This is a genomic window from Kitasatospora sp. NPDC101108, assembly GCF_055584725.1.
The window spans coordinates 89,447-107,542 of sequence record NZ_JBVJLM010000020.1 but is presented as its reverse complement, the minus strand read 5'-3'; the positions used below and the strand labels follow the sequence as shown (position 1 = coordinate 107,542).

At 70.4% G+C, this 18,096-nt stretch carries 15 protein-coding genes and 1 pseudogene; 8 read left to right on the top strand and 8 right to left on the bottom strand.

The window, feature by feature from the left end; all coding sequences use genetic code 11:
• Positions 1-503: 503 nt before the first annotated feature.
• Positions 504-1,094 carry a TetR/AcrR family transcriptional regulator gene (locus ACZ6Z8_RS31625; RefSeq protein WP_465613466.1) on the bottom strand — a complete coding sequence of 197 codons (591 nt, stop codon included), beginning with the start codon at positions 1,092-1,094 and terminating at the stop codon, positions 504-506.
• Positions 1,095-1,230: 136 nt separating this feature from the next.
• Here ACZ6Z8_RS31625 and ACZ6Z8_RS31620 point away from each other — a divergent pair, with 136 nt between their 5' ends.
• Together ACZ6Z8_RS31620 and ACZ6Z8_RS31615 are read left to right on the top strand one after the other, a co-directional pair.
• Positions 1,231-2,076: an SDR family NAD(P)-dependent oxidoreductase gene (locus ACZ6Z8_RS31620; RefSeq protein WP_465613465.1), complete on the top strand. Its 846-nt coding sequence runs from the start codon at positions 1,231-1,233 to the stop codon at positions 2,074-2,076.
• A 69-nt stretch (positions 2,077-2,145) separates the two neighbouring features.
• Positions 2,146-3,129, top strand: coding sequence for an aldo/keto reductase (locus ACZ6Z8_RS31615; RefSeq protein WP_465613464.1), 984 nt, complete (start codon positions 2,146-2,148; stop codon positions 3,127-3,129).
• A 578-nt stretch (positions 3,130-3,707) separates the two neighbouring features.
• Here the strand turns inward: ACZ6Z8_RS31615 and ACZ6Z8_RS31610 are convergent.
• Entirely contained in the window at positions 3,708-4,313 is a 606-nt protein-coding gene (locus tag ACZ6Z8_RS31610) for an IS110 family transposase (RefSeq protein ID WP_465613463.1), read from the bottom strand.
• 239 nt (positions 4,314-4,552) lie between these two features.
• Here ACZ6Z8_RS31610 and ACZ6Z8_RS31605 point away from each other — a divergent pair, with 239 nt between their 5' ends.
• The 3 genes and pseudogenes from ACZ6Z8_RS31605 (at position 4,553) to ACZ6Z8_RS31595 (ending at position 7,210) form a co-directional block, all read left to right on the top strand.
• Positions 4,553-5,008: an SRPBCC family protein gene (locus ACZ6Z8_RS31605; protein ID WP_465613462.1), complete on the top strand. Its 456-nt coding sequence runs from the start codon at positions 4,553-4,555 to the stop codon at positions 5,006-5,008.
• Positions 5,009-5,468: 460 nt separating this feature from the next.
• Positions 5,469-5,729, top strand: a pseudogene (locus ACZ6Z8_RS31600) (site-specific integrase); the annotation flags it as partial.
• Between the two features lie 572 nt (positions 5,730-6,301).
• The gene (locus ACZ6Z8_RS31595; RefSeq protein ID WP_465613461.1) at positions 6,302-7,210 is read left to right on the top strand and encodes a hypothetical protein; all 909 of its coding nucleotides are present in this window, start codon (positions 6,302-6,304) and stop codon (positions 7,208-7,210) included.
• Positions 7,211-7,254: 44 nt separating this feature from the next.
• Here ACZ6Z8_RS31595 and ACZ6Z8_RS31590 read toward each other — a convergent pair whose 3' ends face one another.
• From ACZ6Z8_RS31590 to ACZ6Z8_RS31575, 4 genes are all read right to left on the bottom strand, one after another.
• Positions 7,255-8,130, bottom strand: coding sequence for a recombinase family protein (locus ACZ6Z8_RS31590; RefSeq protein WP_465613460.1), 876 nt, complete (start codon positions 8,128-8,130; stop codon positions 7,255-7,257).
• A gap of 607 nt (positions 8,131-8,737) precedes the next feature.
• On the bottom strand, positions 8,738-10,204 hold the full coding sequence (locus ACZ6Z8_RS31585; protein WP_465613459.1) for a hypothetical protein: 1,467 nt from the start codon (positions 10,202-10,204) through the stop codon (positions 8,738-8,740).
• Positions 10,201-10,539: a helix-turn-helix domain-containing protein gene (locus ACZ6Z8_RS31580; protein ID WP_465613458.1), complete on the bottom strand. Its 339-nt coding sequence runs from the start codon at positions 10,537-10,539 to the stop codon at positions 10,201-10,203. The genes ACZ6Z8_RS31585 and ACZ6Z8_RS31580 overlap by 4 nt, the downstream gene beginning before the upstream one ends.
• Positions 10,536-11,654 (bottom strand): tyrosine-type recombinase/integrase, encoded by a 1,119-nt coding sequence (locus ACZ6Z8_RS31575; RefSeq protein WP_465613457.1) that lies wholly within the window; start codon positions 11,652-11,654, stop codon positions 10,536-10,538. The genes ACZ6Z8_RS31580 and ACZ6Z8_RS31575 overlap by 4 nt, the downstream gene beginning before the upstream one ends.
• A gap of 465 nt (positions 11,655-12,119) precedes the next feature.
• On the opposite strand from ACZ6Z8_RS31575, the gene ACZ6Z8_RS31570 reads away from it, so the two are divergent.
• Complete coding sequence (locus ACZ6Z8_RS31570) at positions 12,120-12,818, top strand: hypothetical protein (RefSeq protein ID WP_465613456.1); 699 nt, start codon at positions 12,120-12,122, stop codon at positions 12,816-12,818.
• A 634-nt stretch (positions 12,819-13,452) separates the two neighbouring features.
• Complete coding sequence (locus ACZ6Z8_RS31565) at positions 13,453-13,911, top strand: hypothetical protein (protein ID WP_465613455.1); 459 nt, start codon at positions 13,453-13,455, stop codon at positions 13,909-13,911.
• A gap of 394 nt (positions 13,912-14,305) precedes the next feature.
• Here the strand turns inward: ACZ6Z8_RS31565 and ACZ6Z8_RS31560 are convergent, their stop codons facing one another.
• Complete coding sequence (locus ACZ6Z8_RS31560; RefSeq protein WP_465613454.1) at positions 14,306-16,888, bottom strand: SCO7613 C-terminal domain-containing membrane protein; 2,583 nt, start codon at positions 16,886-16,888, stop codon at positions 14,306-14,308.
• A gap of 485 nt (positions 16,889-17,373) precedes the next feature.
• On the opposite strand from ACZ6Z8_RS31560, the gene ACZ6Z8_RS31555 reads away from it, so the two are divergent.
• Positions 17,374-17,538: a type II toxin-antitoxin system RelE family toxin gene (locus ACZ6Z8_RS31555; protein ID WP_465613453.1), complete on the top strand. Its 165-nt coding sequence runs from the start codon at positions 17,374-17,376 to the stop codon at positions 17,536-17,538.
• Positions 17,539-17,661: 123 nt separating this feature from the next.
• Here the strand turns inward: ACZ6Z8_RS31555 and ACZ6Z8_RS31550 are convergent, their stop codons facing one another.
• A complete protein-coding gene (locus tag ACZ6Z8_RS31550) occupies positions 17,662-18,015 on the bottom strand; it encodes a hypothetical protein (protein ID WP_465613488.1) in 354 nt (117 codons plus the stop codon).
• Positions 18,016-18,096: the final 81 nt, after the last annotated feature.

Sequence of the window (18,096 nt, the reverse complement as noted above, 5' to 3'; positions counted from 1 at the left end):
AGCGAGCCGGCACCGATCCGAGAGGCGGGCTGCCCCGAGCCGGCCGATCCCCGCCGACCCTTCCGACCTGCGTCAACGCGCTTGAGTCCCTCGTCAAACAGTCTCAAAGTGGATTAAAACGGACATCACTATCCGCCGTCGTGCACCCCATTCCCCTGTGAGCGCACTCACGGGACAGGCCCCGGCCACATCACCCACCGGCCCACCGCCATCACGCTGAGTCAAGAGCACTGACCACCCCTTGAGACCGCCACCACACCCGACCGACGGGGAACGGCCGAAGTGGACCAGGAGGCTGTCGTCAGCCGGCACCCCGGCTGGTGTGACCGACGCGGTCTCCCGGATCTTCGTGCCGTCCGCGAGTGTGGTGGTGAAGGAGGTGCAGCGCTGTTCGGCACCGCGGAGGGCGTCCGTGGCCTCGGTCGCTCGGCCGGCCGCGTAGCGGTCCGGACCGTCGTGCTCCTTGTGCTCACCGGCCGGCCGGCGGCCTGGCCGGAGTGGGGTCAGGAGCTGGACGCGGGCCGGTCCGCTCCGTACCGGAGGCCGTCGAGGAGCAGGTCGAGGAGGCGGCCCGCCCGTTCGCGCTGGTCGGGAGCGCTGGTGATCAGTGCGACGCCGGCCAGGCTGAAGCCGACATCGAGGGGGTCGATGTGCGGGCGCAGGAGACCGGCCTCGGCCCCGGCGCGCAGCAGGCTGTCGAGCGCGGTGCCGAGCCTGTCGAGGGTTTCGGCGAACGGGTCCGCACCGGATGCCACCGCGGCCCGGAGCGCGTCGGCCATGCCCTGCTTGGCAGCCACGTAGTCGATGAAGTCGTCCATCCACAGGCGGATCGCCCGGTCCGGCGCATGGTCGGCGAGCAGCTTCGCGGCGCTGTCGCAGACCCGGGCCAGCTCGTTGCGGTAGGCCGCCTCGACCAGCGCCTCGCGCGTCGGGAAGTGGCGGTAGAGCGTGGCCGAGCCGACGCCGGCGGCCTTGGCGATCGCGTCGATCGCGACGTCCGGGCCCTTCTCGGAGAAGGCGCGTACGGCCGCTTCGAGGATGCGCTCCCGATTGCGGCGGGCATCGGCGCGCAACGCGCTCGGCTTGGTGGTCAAGGCTGTTCCCTTCGTCGGGAATCAGTCTAGCTGGACAACCGGGGAGTTCCCCGCTTACCGTGAACGAGAACCGGGGAACTCCCCGGTTACGGGTGTCGGCCCGTTCCCGTTCTGCTCCTCTGCAAGGAAGACCCTCATGACCTCCCCGAAGACGGTTCTGATCACCGGTACCTCCTCCGGCATCGGCCTGGCGGCCGCCATCGGCGCCGCCCAGGCCGGCTGGACGACCATCGCCACCATGCGCGACACCGGCAAGGCCGAGGCCCTGCTCAAGTCCGCCGCCGAAGCGGGGGTCGAGGAACTGATCCAGGTCAAGCGCCTGGACGTGACCGACTCCGCCGGCATCACCGCCTGCCTGGACGAGGTCGTCGCCGAACACGGCCGCCTGGATGCGCTGGTCAACAACGCCGGCGCCGCCCAGGTCGGCACCATCGAGCAGAGCAGCCTGGACGACGTCCGCGCGGCCATGGAGGTCAACTTCTTCGGCGTGGTGGCGGTGACCCGGGCCGCGCTGCCCCACCTTCGCACGTCGAGGGGGCGGGTGATCACCGTCACCAGCGTCGGCGGCGTCGTCGGCCAGCCCTTCAACGAGGCGTACTGCGCGGCCAAGTTCGCCGTCGAGGGCTTCATGCAGTCCCTCGCGCCGGTCGCCGCCACCGTCGGTGTCGACGTCACGGTGGTCGAACCGGGCGCGGTGGCGAGCGAGTTCGTCGCCAACCTCGGCCTGGACCTGCCCGCGCTGCTCGCCGCCGCCGGACCGTACGCCCCGGCGCTCGACGCCTACCTCGCCCGCACCCGGCAGTCGTTCGACAACGCCCAGACGCCGGCCGAGGCGGCCGCCCCGATCGTCGACGCCCTGGCCCTCCCCCGCCCGCCCTTCCGCATCCAGACCTCCCAGTGGGCCCGCGACTTCGCCGCCACCACCCTCGCCGACCTCGACGGCTCCGCCGTCCGCGCCCTCACCGACGCCTGGGTGCGCTGACCAGCGCTCCGCCGCCCGACCAACCAGTCGTCACCGCGGGACGACCCCGCAACAGCAAGGAAGAACACCATGGAACTCCGCGCACTCGGCAGCCAGGGCCTGACCGTCTCCGTCGAAGGACTCGGCTGCATGGGCATGAGCGCCTTCTACGGCAGCACCGACGAGACCGAGTCCCTCGCCACCGTCCATCGCGCCCTGGAACTGGGCGTGACCCTGCTGGACACCGCCGAGAGCTACGGCCCGTTCATCAACGAACAGCTCCTGGGCAAGGCGCTCGCCGGCCGCCGCGAGCAGGCCGTCGTCGCCACCAAGACCGGCGTCGAGTTCACCGACGACGGAACGCTCGTCGGCCTGAACGGACGCCCCGAGTACGTTCGGCGCGCCCTGGAGCGATCCCTGCGCCACCTGGACACCGACCACGTCGACCTCTACTACCTGCACCGCGTCGACCCGCAGGTGCCGATCGAGGAGACCGTCGGCGCGATGGGCGACCTGGTGGCCGCCGGCAAGGTCCGACACATCGGCCTGTGCGAAGCCGCCCCGCAGACCATCCGCCGCGCACACGCGGTCCACCCGGTCACGGCGGTCCAGACCGAGTACTCGCTCTTCGAACGCGGCATCGAGGACGACGGGGTCATGGCCACCGTGGACGAGCTCGGGATCGGCCTGGTCGCCTACTCACCGCTCGGACGCGGATTCCTCTCCGGCGCGATCACCAGCCCGGACGACTTCGCCGCCGACGACTTCCGCCGCACCGACCCGCGCTTCCAGGGCGAGAACTTCGCCCGCAACCTGGCCGTGGTCGACGAGGTCCGCCGCATCGCCGCCGCCAAACAGGTCACGCCCTCCCAGCTGGCGCTCGCCTGGGTGCTACACCAGGGCGCGGTCGCCATCCCCGGCACCAAGCGCCGCCGCTACCTGGAGGAGAACGTCGCGGCCACCACCGTGACGATCACCGAGGAGGACCTGGCCGCCATCGAAGCCGTCGCCCCGCGCGGCATCGTCTCCGGCGACCGCTACGCCCCCGAGCTGATGCAGACCCTCAACGGCTGACCCGAGGCCCGGGCTCGTCTGCACGAAGAATGAGGAACCACGGATGACACGCATCGCCTGACCGCCGTCGCGAACGAAGCACAGACCTGGTTCGAGGGGTACGTCGAGACGTACGTTCATCGAACTGGCGGCGGAACGGAGCACCGATCCGGCGCCGCTCCTCGACTACATCTCCGCCGTGATCCTGGCCGGCTGACGAGCGCACTCCGATCTTCGCCGGCGATGCGGACATCGGTCCCGGTCGCGCCCTGCCCGGTCCGGAGCAGAGCGCCCGACCATGGCCGGGCGGCCGGTCCGGACACCGTGTGGTGATCGCGAACGGCCGGGCAGCGCCCTCGGCCGAGGACGACCGCGAGCATCCTGTGCCCTCCGGGAGGGGGGAGCTGGCCGCCCGACGGCGGCGGGGAGGACGGCGGGTTGCCGTCGCCCGGTGCACGGCCCAGGCTGGCAGAAGCGTCGGCTGCGGATTCCCCGATTCCGGCGGCCGGGCGGCCGAGCGGCCGGGCGGTAGGACAGCTGGCAGGACGGCTGGCAGGACGGCATGGAGAGGTACGGCGATGAGTTTCCTGAGTCAACCCCTATGTCGTCGGAGCCGTCCCGGGAGTCGTTTTGATCTTGCTGTTGGCCTGGTGGGTAGCGGGGTCGTAGCAGGCCCAGATCACTCGCAGCCAGGCACGGGCGAGGATGCGGGTGGCGTGGGGGTAGCGCTTCTTGCGGGCCCGGGCGTCGGTGCAGATCTTCGCGGCCCAGTCGCTGCCGTGCCGGCTGTTGTCGGCGAACGTGGTGACGGCCAGGCGTACTCGCCGGTTGGCGGCGAAGTCGGTGAGGGTGCTGCGTCGCGGTCGGTGCCCGTCGGTGCGCAGGTAGTCGGCGAGCTTATGGCGGTCCCCGGCGTCGGTCTCGGCCTTGGAGGCGCCCCAGCGCGGGCGCATCGCGTGGAAGACGTTCGGGTGGACGGGCGCCACCGGGTGGCCGGCGGCCGGCAGCCGGCCCACGACCAGGCCGTGGGTGGTCTCGATCGCCACCGGCAGGTCGGCCGGGGCTCCGTGCTTCCGCAGGCGCCTGAGCGTGACGTCGATGCCCTGCTCGGTGCGTGCCAGCTCCCAACGGTCCACGCGGGTGCCGGAGTTGTCCATGACGGTGACATCGTGAGTCTCGGTCGCCCAGTCCCATCCGATGAACACGAAGGTCGTACCCCCATGCCGAAGGCGGAGCTCCTGCCCGGTCGTGAGGTCATCTGCCGGGAGCTCATCAATCGGCCCTCTGCCGGGCGTGTCCCTGAAGCCGATCAGACGGCCTCGGCCCGGCGGGGCTGGCGTAACTCGTCCTGGCCGACGAACGGTTCGCGCGATCGGCCATGCACCCAGCGAGACCGAGAGGTCACGACCCTACCGAAGAGGGCTGCAGAAGGGATGGGCCTCCCATGAGCACGGTGGTGGAGTCGATCGACGTGGACGTCCCCGTCCGCGTCGTCTACGACCAGTGGGCGACCTTCGAGGACTTCCCGAAGTTCATGGAGGGCGTGGAGGAGGTCAGGCAACTGGACGACCGCCGTGCCCACTGGCGGACCAGGATCGCCGGGCTGTCCCGGGAGTTCGAGACCGAGGTCGTCGAGCGGGTGCCCGATGAGCGGGTCGCCTGGCGCACCACCGGCGAGAGCGTGAAACACACCGGCACGGTCGACTTCGAGCCGCTCGGCGCGGTCCGGACCAGGGTGAGGATGACCATGGTCTTCCAGCCAACCGGCCTGGCCGAGAAGGCCGCCGACAGGCTGGGCGTGCTCGGCCTCCAGGTACGCGGCGACCTGCGCCGTTTCAAACGGTTCGTCGAGGACCTCGCCGCCGGGACCGGCCCCCAGCCGTCGTCCGAGGACGGCTGACGGCGGATGACGGCGACGGAGCCGTCCTTCGCCCGGTCCGGCCGGGCACCGGTGAGCCCCGGATCGGGCCGCGCACTCGTGCACGCCCCACCAGCCGCTGGAGTCGTGATACAGGCCGACCTCGCTGCTGCAGGAGGTTCGCGATCGGCATCATCACGCACTTCGCCGGAAAAAGTCCGTCGCCAGGCCAAAATGAAAGCCCCGACGGAAGTCAACGCCAGGACGGGGATCCGAAGGCAACCGACGTAGTCCTTCAAGCCCCTCGCGACATAGCCTTCGACCGTTCCGGGAGCCTCTCCATAGCCGAAGACGAGGTTGGAAACGGTCACGTGGACAAGGTGTACTTCGACGCGAGTAAAAACGGCTGGTATCTCACCCGGTTCGCCGGTGCCGGAAATTCAGACAACAACGGCCACCAACATCCTCAGCAATAACCTCAACAACTTCGACATTCTCTAGGAAGGGCGCCCAGCCGAAGGTCCGCCGCCGCGGCGCGGCCCGCGCGGACTACGTGCTGGAGACGGTGTTCTGGGACGCCGGTACCGCCCGGCTGCTGCCGCGCCTGCTCAAGGGCCGCACCCGCGGGCCGGTGTTCGTCGCCCACCGCCGCCCCGACCCGGGCAAGGTGCTCTCCGCCCGCGACATCTGCCCGGACACCGGCCTGGCCCGCCTCTCCTACGGGCAGGCCCGCGCGCTGCTCGACCAGCACACTCGGCGAAGGCCTGTGCTCGGTGGGGGTCGTCCTCAGACGATTTCTCAGGGTTCACGCCCAGCTCAACGAGCCTGACGGGCACGGAGGAACGGCTGATGACGCGGCGGCGACGAACGGTGGTCTCGGCCTCGACGCGACTTGAAGCGCGAGCGGGTCGAGGCCGAGACCGGCCTCGGTACTGGTGGGCTCGCGTATTCAACAGTCGCGAGTTCCATGAGGACCCCAGCCAGTTGGTCACCGAGTGTGATCGCCAGCGGCGTATCGGATTCATGCCTCATATCGATTGTCGGACCCTTCTGCCATGCTTCCGCGTTGACGACTGATGGGGAGACATGAGGGGGCGCCGTGGTAGCGCGGCTCAACGCCGAGGTCGCGTGGGATCGAATGGTCACCTACGGCATGGACCCGACCGAGCCCTACCCCGGATCGGTCGACGCCCTATGGCGCGGCACCTGTCAGACGTGCAAGCAGCCGTGTCGGCCCTCATTGACCAATGCCAAGCGGCAAGGTCCGTGCAGGTCCTGTGGTGTCAAGAAGGTGCAGGAATCGTTGCGTCTGCCCTCGCCGATGTCATTCGTGACATGGAGGCGAAGGGTGTCATCGTCGTCGGTGACTACGCCAATAACAGAATACCGATCGAGTGCATCTGCATCTGGTGCGGTGCGCTGGTCTATCCGACGTACTCGAACGCGATGCGCGAGGGAATTGGGCTGTGTGATCAGCAATGCAAGCGAGACCGGATCGGTGACAGCAACCGAGGGGATGGCGAGCTCGCCGCCAGGTTCGCCCTCGCCAACAGTCTCATTCCTCTCGCTCCGTACACCGGCGCGGACGACCCATGGCAACTCGAATGTGCGATCTGTCATCATCGGGGCGGGAAGACGACGTACAGCGTCATTAAGCGGCTCGGGCACGTCTGCATGCGATGCGGTCGCATCCGTCAGGCGGATTCACGTCGCTTGAGCGAGGCCGAGGCTGTGAAGAGCATGGTGGATGCCAGGCTTCGCCCGGATGTTCCCTATCCAGGCAACGGGGGGCTTAACTGGCCCTGCACGTGTATGCGGTGCAAAACCGTGCTTCGTCCTGGCCCCCGCTTGGCTGACATCCGCCGCGGACAAGGCGGCTGCACGCAATGCGCCGACTACGGTTTCAATCAGAACGAGCCAGCGCACGTCTACCTTGTCGTCAACGACGCAGCGGGCTTCTTAAAGTGGGGCAAGGCCAACAACACTGGGAACCGCTTGCAGGAACATGCCCGTCAGGGCTTCGATCGCAGGGAAGGACAGTGGAGTTTCGCTGTCGGTGCGATTGCCACCGCCGTGGAAACTGCGACCGGGGAGGCAGTACGCGCGCTCGGAGCGACGACCCGGATCGCCAGGAAGTCGATGCGGTATAAGGGGTACACGGAGACAGCCAGTCTGAACGAAATCAGCGTTAAAGAGGTCTGGGCCATCGTCGACGGCCTGGCGCGTTACTACCAGGGATTGTAGCCAGGTGCTTAGATCAACGGAACCGTGGTCATCGGTGGGAACGATCAAGGCGTGGTCGGTGCGAGCGCGCTGACCCGGCTCTCGTACTCGCGGCGAGCCTTGCGCTGGGCAGGGACCGCCGGGAACCCTGGGGTGCCGTCAAGCGGCTGGCAGCAGGCGAGGAGTCTGCGGTGCACCGCGGGGACGGCGCTGACGCGCAGGGTGTAGCCCTGCCCGCGTCGGACGGCCACGCCCTGGTCGAGCGCGGCGCGTTCGGCGGGCTCCAGTTCGGCGGTACGGAGGAAGTCGGCGGCCTTGCCCGGCATGTCGAGGGTGACCGGCAGCTCGGGGGCCGGGCTGTCCGTGGCGGTGACGGTGTGGTCGGGCAGGAAGTCGGCGACGGCGGTGCGGATGGCGCCGCGGCTGACGTCGTGGTCGTGGGCGAGGGCGGCGATGGAGCGGCCCTCCAGGTACGCGGTGCGGACGGTGGCGGTCTTCTCGGCCGGGACGGCGGGGCGCCGGCCGCCCTTGCTGCCCTTGGCCTCGGCGGCCCGGAGCCCGTCGTAGGTCAGCTCGCGTTGGAGGTCGCGTTGGAGTTCGCCGGCGGCGGCGAGGGTCTGCACCATGAACTTCACGGTGGACAGCAGTTCCCCGGTGCGCGGGTGGCGGGCGGTGAGGTCCATCGCGGAGAACGCGCCATCGTGGATACGCAGCGCGAGGCGGCCCTGGTGGAGGACGTCGAGCACGTCGAGGATGTGCCCAGTGCCGCGTACGAGGCGGAACATCTCGGAGATGTGCACGGTGCCGCCCGGCCGCGCGTACGCCAGCAGCTCGCCGAACTTCGGCCGCTGGAGGGGGTGCAGGCGGCTGGAGGTGCCCGGGGGCTCCTCGAAGGGGTCCAGTACTGGTAGAAGTCTGTGATTGAGTGATCTGTGTTCCATATTGCGGTGGGTCCCCGATGTCACCGTGAGTGGTCACCCGGGCGGTCGCTTCGGCATGGGCCTCCGTGCTGGTCGACCTTCTGGGCAGCCCCAGCGGGTGGTGCATAGCGGCCCTTGCGCGGCTTCCGGGCCCAGAAGCCGCGCTATGACTGGTACGCGCTGGGAGTGCACCTAGACCACCAGGTGCCAGACAGTCGTTCCAATCTGGATCAGAAGTGTGGCGATGAGACCGCCGCCAATTGCGATTCCGAGATCGCGAAGCATGTGAATCACCTCCTCCGTGTGTGAGGGCAGAGGCTTGTTTGGGCACGCGCGACAGCGCCCCGGTCAGCGAGATCGCTGACCGGGGCGCGGAGCGTTGCGGGGTAGATGGCAGTGGGCGGAGGCTGCAGTTCCTCATCGTGGGCTGCCACGTCCTCAGCTCCTCTGGGGAGCTGGACGCTTCCAGACCCTACCTGGGACCAGGGGCCCGTAAACCCCTAGATCAGGAGGATGGAGCGAGCGTGTCCGATCTTGTGCATCACTTGGGGCCCTTCCAAAGCGTGGGCTTCCTGGTAGGAGGTCTGTGATCGGGTGACCTGAGCGCAAAGGTCTGGGGCCTGGAGGATCACCGACCGTGGTCGCCTGGGGCGTACTTCCTCCAGATACTGCCCGTCTCGGCGGCGAGGGCTTCGGCGTGGACGGTGTGGTAGCCGAGCATCCCGGCGACCACGGACGGGGGCGCCTGGAGGACCAATTGCCGCAGGGCCGCGGTGCGTCCGTGCAGGGTGGGGATGCCCGCGGCAGCAAGGCGTCCGCCGAGCGTCGCGGGATCCAGGGGCTGTCCGGCCCGGCGACCGGGGAAGAGCCAGTCGCTGACCGGCATGGTTCCGCCGGGCCGATTCGGCCGCCCGTTGCGGACGTAGCCCTGCAGCAGGCTGGCGAGGGGCTCGGGGACGGGGGTGGGCGGCTCCCCGAGCCGGAGGAGGACCTGGTTGTCGTCGGTGAGGACGTCGTGGACGGTGAGCCGGACCAGGCGCCGGATCGGCTGGGCGTAGAGAAGGACGAGCGCGGCGGCGACGCGTTCCGTCTGCGGTAGGTCGTCGTTGGTCAGGACGCGTCGTATGAGGGAGATGCGGCGATGCTGGCTGATCGGCGCGGGGTTCTCGGTGCGAATCACGGGGATCTTCAGCTGGGGCATGACGCGATGGTTCATGCACCAGCGCAGGAAACCTGCTGTGATGCGCCTGCTGGTGGCACCCTCGGCGAACCAGGCGTCCAGGTCGGCTTGGGTGTGCTCGGCGAGCGCCCGGCCCCGGGCATCGGACCAGCTCAGGAACGAGGCCGCTTGGGCGAGCACGGTTCGGGCGTCCGTGACGGCTCCAGGTCCGAGGGGGCGCGTGGCCGCGGTGGCTCGCAGTTTCCGCAACAGCTGCCAGGTGGCGAAGCGCTGGAGAAGCTGGCGCTGTCCCGGCTCCTCGATGCCGTCGAGCCAGTCGGTGAGCCAGCGTTCGAACAACAGCAGGTGCCGGTCGCGGTTCGGGAGCACGCCGCAGTGCATGAGCAGGTCGCGGACGTGCGCGACCGACCTGCCGGGCGACAGCGTGCTCAACCCGTTGTGAGTGAGCGGAACTTGGGATCGGGCGAGGGCTCGCAGGATCTGCTGAACGTGGTGTTTGCCGACCCAGGTGAGCATCCCTTTGGGCCGGGGAACGCTCCTTAACTCGTCGTGGAACGGGACGAGTTCGGGCCGGATACGACCGGTGCCGTCGTCCAGGAGGTCTTCCAAGCGCTCGGCCAGCACGCAGTTTCCACAGACCCCGCGCTGGTAGCGCGCGGCTTCGCGCCCGCAGCGTTCGCAGAAGAAGTCGCCGAGGCCGCCGGCGCAGTCGGTGCACCACCGCCCGCCGTTCGGTGCGATGCCGGGGGTGAGCCGGTCGACGCCGCAGCTGGCGCATCGGCCGTAAGTCTCCAGCGCATGACCCCGGCAGGAAGCGCAGATGTAGCCCTCGGGCCAGTGGGCCGCGCCGATCCGGACAGGGCGGCGGCAGCGCGCGCAGAACAGGTCCTCGGCCCGGACGCGGGTGCGACTCACTTCTCCGGGCGGACCCGGGCCCGCTTCGGCCGGATGGTGGCGGCCAGGTCGACCACGTCGGCGCCGCCGGAGGCAGCGGTGCGGCGTGGAGCGGCGTTCTCGGCGCGGGTGGCGATCAGGTCAGCGGGGGTGACGTCGAGGATGTCGCAGAGCGCGGCCAGCACCGGCAGCGACAGGCGCTCGGGGGTCTGGGTGACCAGCCGCCAGACCTGGACCGAGGACAGCTCGATGCCGCGGTCGGCCAGCAGCGGGGACAGGTCGGAGGCGGCGAAGATGCCCCGCTGGGCCATCACCTCGCGCAGCCGCCACTGGTAGCTGACCTGGCGTTTCATCATGCTCTCCTTGCCGGCCGTAGCGCGGCCTCCATCGTCGCGTCCAGGATCCGTCGCAGCGTACGGGTGCGGAAGTCGGAGGACACGCAGGTGTAGATCGCGGTCGTGGAGGCGTATTCGTGTCCGACCTGCTCTTGAACGAAGCGGGCGTCCCAGCCGTCCTCGATCAGGTGAGCGACGTAGGACCTTCGGAAGGAGTGGAAGTCCAAGTTCTCGTCCAGGCCCAGCGCGTCCCGATAGGCGGCGAAGCGGGTGTTCATCTGCGAGAACCCGATCCGCGCCGAACGCTCCGACGGCCACAAAGCCCCAGCGCCCGCGGTGGTGAAGTGCGGACGGACCTCCTCGTTCCACTGCTGCAGAATCTCCGCCGACCAGTCCCAGACGGTCAGCACGCTGCGGCGCTTGGGAGGCGAGCCCTTTTTCGCCTTGCCGTGGCGCACGTAGAGGACGCCGTAGTCGCCGAACTCCGGCCCGTCGGGATTGCGGCCGAAGTCGACGGTGTCGAGCATCCTCGTCTCGTTGCGCCGCAGGCCGAAGGCGTAGGCGGTCTTGAACAGCACCGAATCGCGGAAGGCCGGCAGCCAGCCCTTGCGCCCCCGGCCGCGGACCTTGTCGACCTGGTCGTCGGCGTAGTCGAAGAACGCCTGCAGCTCGTCGTGGGTGAAGGCCCGCTTGCCCGCGTCGGCCTCGGCCTCCTCCACGTGCACCGCGGAGTTCCACTCGTGCACGACCTGCACCGGTTGGGTGCCGAACCGCTCCTCGCAGGTCGCCGCCCAGCCGTAGGCGGGATTGGTGATGAAGGAGCAGAACGAGCGGACCGACCCCTGGTAGTTCCGCAGCGTCGATCGTTTGAGCCCGCGCACCGCGCGCAGGTCGCCCATCCACTCGTCCAGCATCTGCGGCGACCAGGCCCACGGGAAGGCGTCGGCGTGGCGGACGAACGCCCGCACCGTCTTCTCCCGGCCCTCGATCGTGGAGAACGCCAGATTTCGCGCCAACTGCTGATTGCGCCAGCCGTCCAACATCGCGGTGAACACCTGCTCGTCAGGCCGCAACAGCGGCAGCCCGCCCACCAGATGCAGCCCCGCCGCCCCCGGCGCCAGCCTCGTTCCACCCATCCTTCGGCAACCCTCCGTCACCTACATCAGACGAAGGAATCTTTCATCAGAAGTAATCGCCCGGCAAGTGCCCAGCTCAGAAGCCGCTCCAGCCGCCGCCATCCGACGCCGACCGTCTCGCCGATGGATGCAGAGGCACTCCTGCGGCTCATCGACCTGCGGTAGCGTCAGAACCGCTGCCGCTGGGCCGCTTGACCGCAGTACTGCATCTGATGAAATTGCGGCCGCTTCCAAGGTACGTGCAAAAGGGGCCATGACGTGAGAGACCGCTCGGCCCGAGGTGTTCGAGCGCCGGACGGCCGGGCTGGCTGACGGCCGGGCTGGGCCGGGTTGACGGCGGGTCGGGCCGGGCGACCGGGGCGGGGGCCCTTGAGGGGGTTTCGGTGTCGATGCGGTTTTCCCGTGGCGCCCGGAGAAAGCCGGTGTTATCTGCGCATTTACCACTCGTTCGGGTGGTGCAACTGGGTGACGCGCGTGCTCACCGCGGCACCGGGAATCAACCGTGCGGTTCGTCAGGGCCATGAAGATCTTGTACGAACCACCCTGCTCCCGGAAGAAGACGGCGGGAAAGCGATGAAGCCCAACACGCTCGACGACATCGTCAACTCCATCAAGAAGGGCGAGCCGGTCATCCTCGTCCACAAGGCCACCGGTGGCTACGCCAGGCGCGACGGCGACCTGCAGATCGTCGCCACCCCCATCATCAGCAGCGACGGCCTCGTCAAGGCCCACGCCCACTACCTCCGCATGGACCTGGGCGCGCAGCACAACGGAAACAACCTGTACACCTTCCAGAGCCTCCAGGTGGACGCCCAGGGACATCCGGTGGACAGCAATCCGGTCATGCTGAGCGCCAATCCCGGCGACATCAGCGGGGGAATCGTCTGGGCCCGTCAGAAGAAGATCGATGACGACCCGACCGACAGGGAAGCCAAGGCCCAGTACTGGTACGTCATCCCGCAGGAATGCGGCGGCTACGCCATTCTCTCCTACCTCGACCCGGTGTGGGCGCTGGGGCTGATGGACAAGTCCGACAAGCTTCCGTCCTGCGGGCGTCCGGTCCAGACGATCTACGCGGTGATCCCGGTGCTCTGCCGCTGGGACATCGTCGCCCCCAAGCCGGACAAGGAATGCATCCGCAACGACAAGATCCCCCAGGTCTGAGCCGCCAGGACGCCCCGACCTCCGGGTCGGGAGTCGCCGACCCTCGCCGTGTCCCGCACGCTCCTCCCGGAAGCGTGCGGGACACGCGCGTCGCAGGCGCGTGCGGGGCACCGGCCCGTGGCCCTGGCGGTGCCGCGAGGGCCGCCGCTGACCGGTCCCGGCGACCGGAGCGCCCCTCGGGAGCCGGTGGAGGTCGCTTCCGGTGGGCGGAAGGTCTCGATCCGTCAATGAGTGGGGGAACCGTGGGCGCGGTGTGTCCGGGGCCTGCTTGAATCGCACGCCTCATCCCAACGGAACGGAGCGCGCTCCCCCCCATGCCCTCACGGATACCCGGACGGCGCCGGGCGGCCGGCCTGGCCGGATTCGCCGGACTCGTCCTCACCATCGGTCTCACGCTGACCGGTTGCGGGGTCCAGCCAAGGTACGTGCAAAAGGGGCCATGACGTGATCTTGAAAACGTGAGGCGCTCAGCACGACCCGTTGCCATTGAACCTGGACCAACGCCAGTTCGTGACAGCGAAGTTTGATCGTCGCAGGTCAGCGGCATCCAGCGGCATCCAGCGGCATCCAGCGGCACACTGCCGGCACTCGGATGATCCTTTCGCCGATCATCGGCAAGGATGACAATCGGTCCATGAGCTTTCTGTGGGAGAAGGTAGAGCGGAACGATCTGATCAGGGTGGCGATCACTGGTTCGCCAGCCGCGCAGCAGTTCACCGCGATCGTCGAAGAGGTGTACTCGGCACGGGTCTTCGAGGCCAACGTGGGATCGGAGATCCGCTTCGTCGGCAAACCGACCCACTGGGGCCAGCGGTCACTCGCCGTGGGCCAACGCGCGCTCCTCTTCCTCTCCCGTACCTCCGGCAGGTGGTACGAGGACCCCTGGGAGGGCGACCTTCCCATCGAGGAGATCGACGGCGTGGAGTACGCGCTCTACCGGGTCGCGTACGAAAGGGTCCTCACCTTCTCCGGCCTGCCCGGCACCCTCAGAGCCGGCTGCCGACCGCACCCCACCCTGCCGATCACCGCGTGCTTCAACCTCGCCGCGCTGGAGTGCCACCTGAAGGGCCTCATCGACCAGGTCCTGCCGTAGCCGAGTCACACAAACCGTGCATTGGTCAAAGTTCAGTGGCATACGGCCAAGGTTCGGTGGCACGGGACAGTTCCCGTCGCCCGCCCCGCGGCCTTGCCCCCGTTCGGCCGGTGCTGCGCCGCCGCGGCGCCTGCGCTGCCCGCACCGTGCCGCCGCCGCAGGTTCGGCCGGTACCTGCTCGGGTGGCGCCGCAGGCGCGGACAACCTCGGCCGAGGGGCCGTCAGGCCCCGGCCCGCGCCGAAGGCCAGACCAGCTTCTGCCGGCCGGCGAGAAGGGTCGGAGTGAGCGGCTCTCCCCGTGAGGCTGCGGCGCGGGACAGGGTCATTGCGGCGAGCAGCCGGTCGGCGCGGTCCTGGTCGCGGCGGCGGATCCGGCCGTGGAACCAGGCGGCGATCAGCCCAGCCGGCGCAGCGCCCCGTGCAGCCGACGGGCGTCGCGCAGCCGCTGCTCGTACGTGGCGCCGAGCGCCAGCAGCAGGACCCCGGCCGCGGCCAGCGGCACCCAGCGGGGGAGCAGACCGAGCACCTGCACCACCGTGGGGGCGAGTTCGTGCCCCGCCACCAGCACCAGCACCCCGCCGCCCAGCACCAGCGGGCACTGCAGCCGCAGCCGCACCCCCAGCACCGTCACCACCAGCGCCGCGACGCCGAGCAGCAGCGGCCGCAGCCAGTACCCGTCCAGGAACAGCGCCCACAGGCTGGGCAGTAGTCCGGCCGCCAGCCCCGGACCGTACACCGGCCAGGATCCGAGCTCCTCCTCCGCGAACCACCCGCGCCGCAGATGGCCGAAGACCAGGGCGGCCACCGCCAGGCTCAGGCTGTACGCCTCGGGCGCGTGGACGTCCGCCAGCGCCAGCCAGAGCCAGGAGGCCGCGATCAGCAGCGCGACCCCGACCGCCGGGGCGCTGCGCCGCCGGTCCGCCCGCAGGCCGACACCGAGCGCGGCGGCCCCGGTCACCGCCAGCTCGAAGGAGAGCCGCCCCGGCACGTCCGCGCTCAGCAGCAGCACGAGGGCCGCCATTCCGTAGCCCGCGAACTCCACGGCGGCAGGGACGGCCGAGTCCGTACGCGCCGCGAGCCTCGCCGCCACCGGCGCGGTGGCGAGGGCGACCGCGAGCACCGCCAGCAGGTGATCCGGCCGCTCCAGACCCGCCGTGACGGCGACCGCCGCCGCCTCCCCGCCCAGCGCGGCCACCGCCAGCACGGCGGTGACGGCCGGTGCCGGACGCCCCCGGACGGTCAGTGCGACGGCGAGCCCCGCCGCCAGAGCCAGGACGACGATCGTGGACGGGCGGTCGGCGAGCGCCCACAGCAGCGCCAGCGTGCCCGAGAGGATCACGCCGGCGATCAGCGCCGGCCGCACCGGGAGGAACCAGCCGCCCACCAGAGCCAGCGCGGTGACGAACCCGACCGCCGTCACGGGCGACAGCCCGAACGCCGCCGGCAGCAGCGCCAGCGCGAAGGACGCGACGGCCGACAAGGCCGCCTCCGCCCCGGCGGTCGCGGACCCCCTCAGCCCGAGGAGGCGTACCGCCACCCCGGCGGCCACCAGCAGCCACAGCGCGGTGAGCGCGGCGGCCGGGGTCGACTGGCTCCCCTGTACCGCCCGGGTGCCCTCCCAGGCCGCCTGCCAGTGCGCGGCGGGCTCGACCACCCCGGGGAACAGCTGCGCCAGTGAGACCGCCGAGGTGACGAGCAGCACCGCGCCCGCCACCGCCAGCAGCCCGACCGGGATCACCCGGCCGTCGAGCGGGCGCCGCCGCAGCCGGGCGGCGCCCGCCACCGCGAGCAGCACCGCCGGGACGGCGAAGCCCACCGCGCCCCAGCCACCCGGGAGCAGCGCGGCCAGCGTCCCGCCGCCCGCGGCCACCGCCGCCGCGCCCGCCGCCTGGGCGGCGATCCGGCGGCCGGTCAGGCCGAGCCCGGGAAAACCGTTCGGACGGGAGACCGCCAGGGCGACCAGCGCCAGCAGCCCCAGCGGCAGCCAGGCGCCGAGCGAGGCACCGACCCGGTCGTCACCCTCCATCGGCGACAGGCCGAGACCGGAATCCAGCGAGACCTTCAGCGCGAACGCGCCGGCCAGCAGGGCCCAGGCGAGGCCGAACGCCCCGTAGAGGTTCACCACGCCCTTCGGGAGCGGCCGGTCGGGCCGCGCCAGCCGGCCCAGCGCCAGCCGTCCGATCGCGTGGTCCAGGGCCACCGTCGCGGCCATCGCGGCGGCGGACCCTGTCAGGGAACCGAACCCGGCGGCGTGGACGGCCAGCAGGAGGGGCAGCCTGGCGAGCAGATAGCCCGCGAACACCGGCACCCCGATCCGCAGCCCCCACCCGTACACCGTCGAGCCGACGGAGACCACGGCGGTGACGCCCGCCCAGTAGCCCGCCACGTTGGAGGTTCCCAGCCCGAGGTATTCCAGGCTGAACCCGTCCAGCAGGAGCAGCGCGACGCCGATGCCGGCGAAGGTCTCGGCCGTCGCGAACAGCCGGCGCCAACGCAGCACCAGCGGAGCGGCCAGCGCGGCGGCGGTGAGGCAGAACAGAACGGCAGCCCGGGCGGCGACACCCATCCGGCCCCAGCTGACCACCGTGAACACGAGGGCCGCGATGCTCACCAGAACGCCGCCGAGGACCAGCAGGACGGTCTGCGCCGAACGCCCGGACACCTCGCCCGTTGCCCCGGGACGTGGGACAGGCTGCGGCCACGCGGGGGCGGGCGACGGCGCGTCCGGCAGGTCGCGCAGCGCCCGCAGCTCGGCGAGCAGCTCCTCCCGCAGCCGCAGCAGCGTCACCCGCCTGTGCTCGACGGCGTCGAGCCCCTTCTCCACCTGCCACAGCCGCGCCGCGACCGGCCCGCTCAACGGCAGCCGGCAGGCGGGGCAGCGCGCGGGCCCGGTCGGAGGCAGCCCGGCACCGCAGTCGGGGCACCCCGGTGAGGCGGGCGGCGGCTGGTGGGGCGGGGGCGGAGCACTGCTGATCATGTTCAGGAGTCTGACGGAGGCGGCCGGCCCGCACATGAGTAGCCGTACTCACATTCGAACGCCATGGGCGTGGCCCGCGGATTCCACCCCGGCCCGGGCGGTGACTTCCGCAGCCGCCTCATCAAGATCAATCACTCGTTCCATGGACGGAGCATGGCGCATGCCCGGTGCCCTCGCCGGCGCCCGCGGCCTTGGTCGCTTCGGTCGCTTCGGTCGCTGCCGCCCCCGGTGGCCGAGGTCGTCCCCGGCCGCCTCGCCGACGCCCGGACGGCGAACTGGCCGTCGCTCGGTCCGCCGGCCTGGTGCCCGCCGCCCGCCGCTGCGCCCTGGCCGCCCGCTCTGCCTCGGTGCCCGCTGCCGCCCCGGCCGCCGAGGTCGGTGTCGGCCGACTCCCCCGTCGAAGACGTGGCTGCCGTCGTACACCAGGACGTCGCCGACGGGGTCGGCTCTTCCTCAAGGACGACCCCGAAGGCCTGCGGCAGCTCATGGACGCCGTCGACCTGCTCGCCGACTCCCCGCGCCCGCCGGGCAGCGCGGAGTCCGGCTCCGTGGACCTACGCCGGATGCACGTCGGCCGCTACTGCGTGATGTACGAGATCACCGAGACCACCGTCACCATCGTTGTCATCCACTTCGGCCGGATCGGCTGAACACCCGCACCATGTACCCACGGCGGCCGGACCCCTCGCCCGTGAGGGCCCGGATGGAACGGACTCCACCAAGGCCTCGTGGCCCGGGCCGCCGCCCGTACTTGGTGTCCACCCGGCTGGACGTCAGACGATCGAGACCCGGGAGACGTAGGCGTTGTTGAAGCTCAGGCTGCCGCCCGCGTAGAGGTTGTAGTTGATGCCGTTCGCCGTGATGATGCCGTTGTTCCACTGCGAGGTCACCGAGTACACACCGGCGACCCCGGGGTACGTCGTGCCAACGCTCCCCGCATAGCAGAGCTGCCAATAGCCGCTGCTGTCGTGTATCCAGAGCTCGATGCCGTACGCCTCCGCGCCGCCGCCGGGGCACTGCACGCTCCCGATTGCGCTGGCCGGCGAGGCCGCCAGGACGCTGCCGCCGACGAGGGTCGCGGCCGCCAGCGCCACGGCACCGATTCGTGTGATCTTGCGACGAGCCATCTGCTGTTCTCCTCGTGTCGGACCGTTGTGGCAACCGGCTGACGGGCCGGCTCGACACCATCGTTGTGCCAGCGGCAGCCC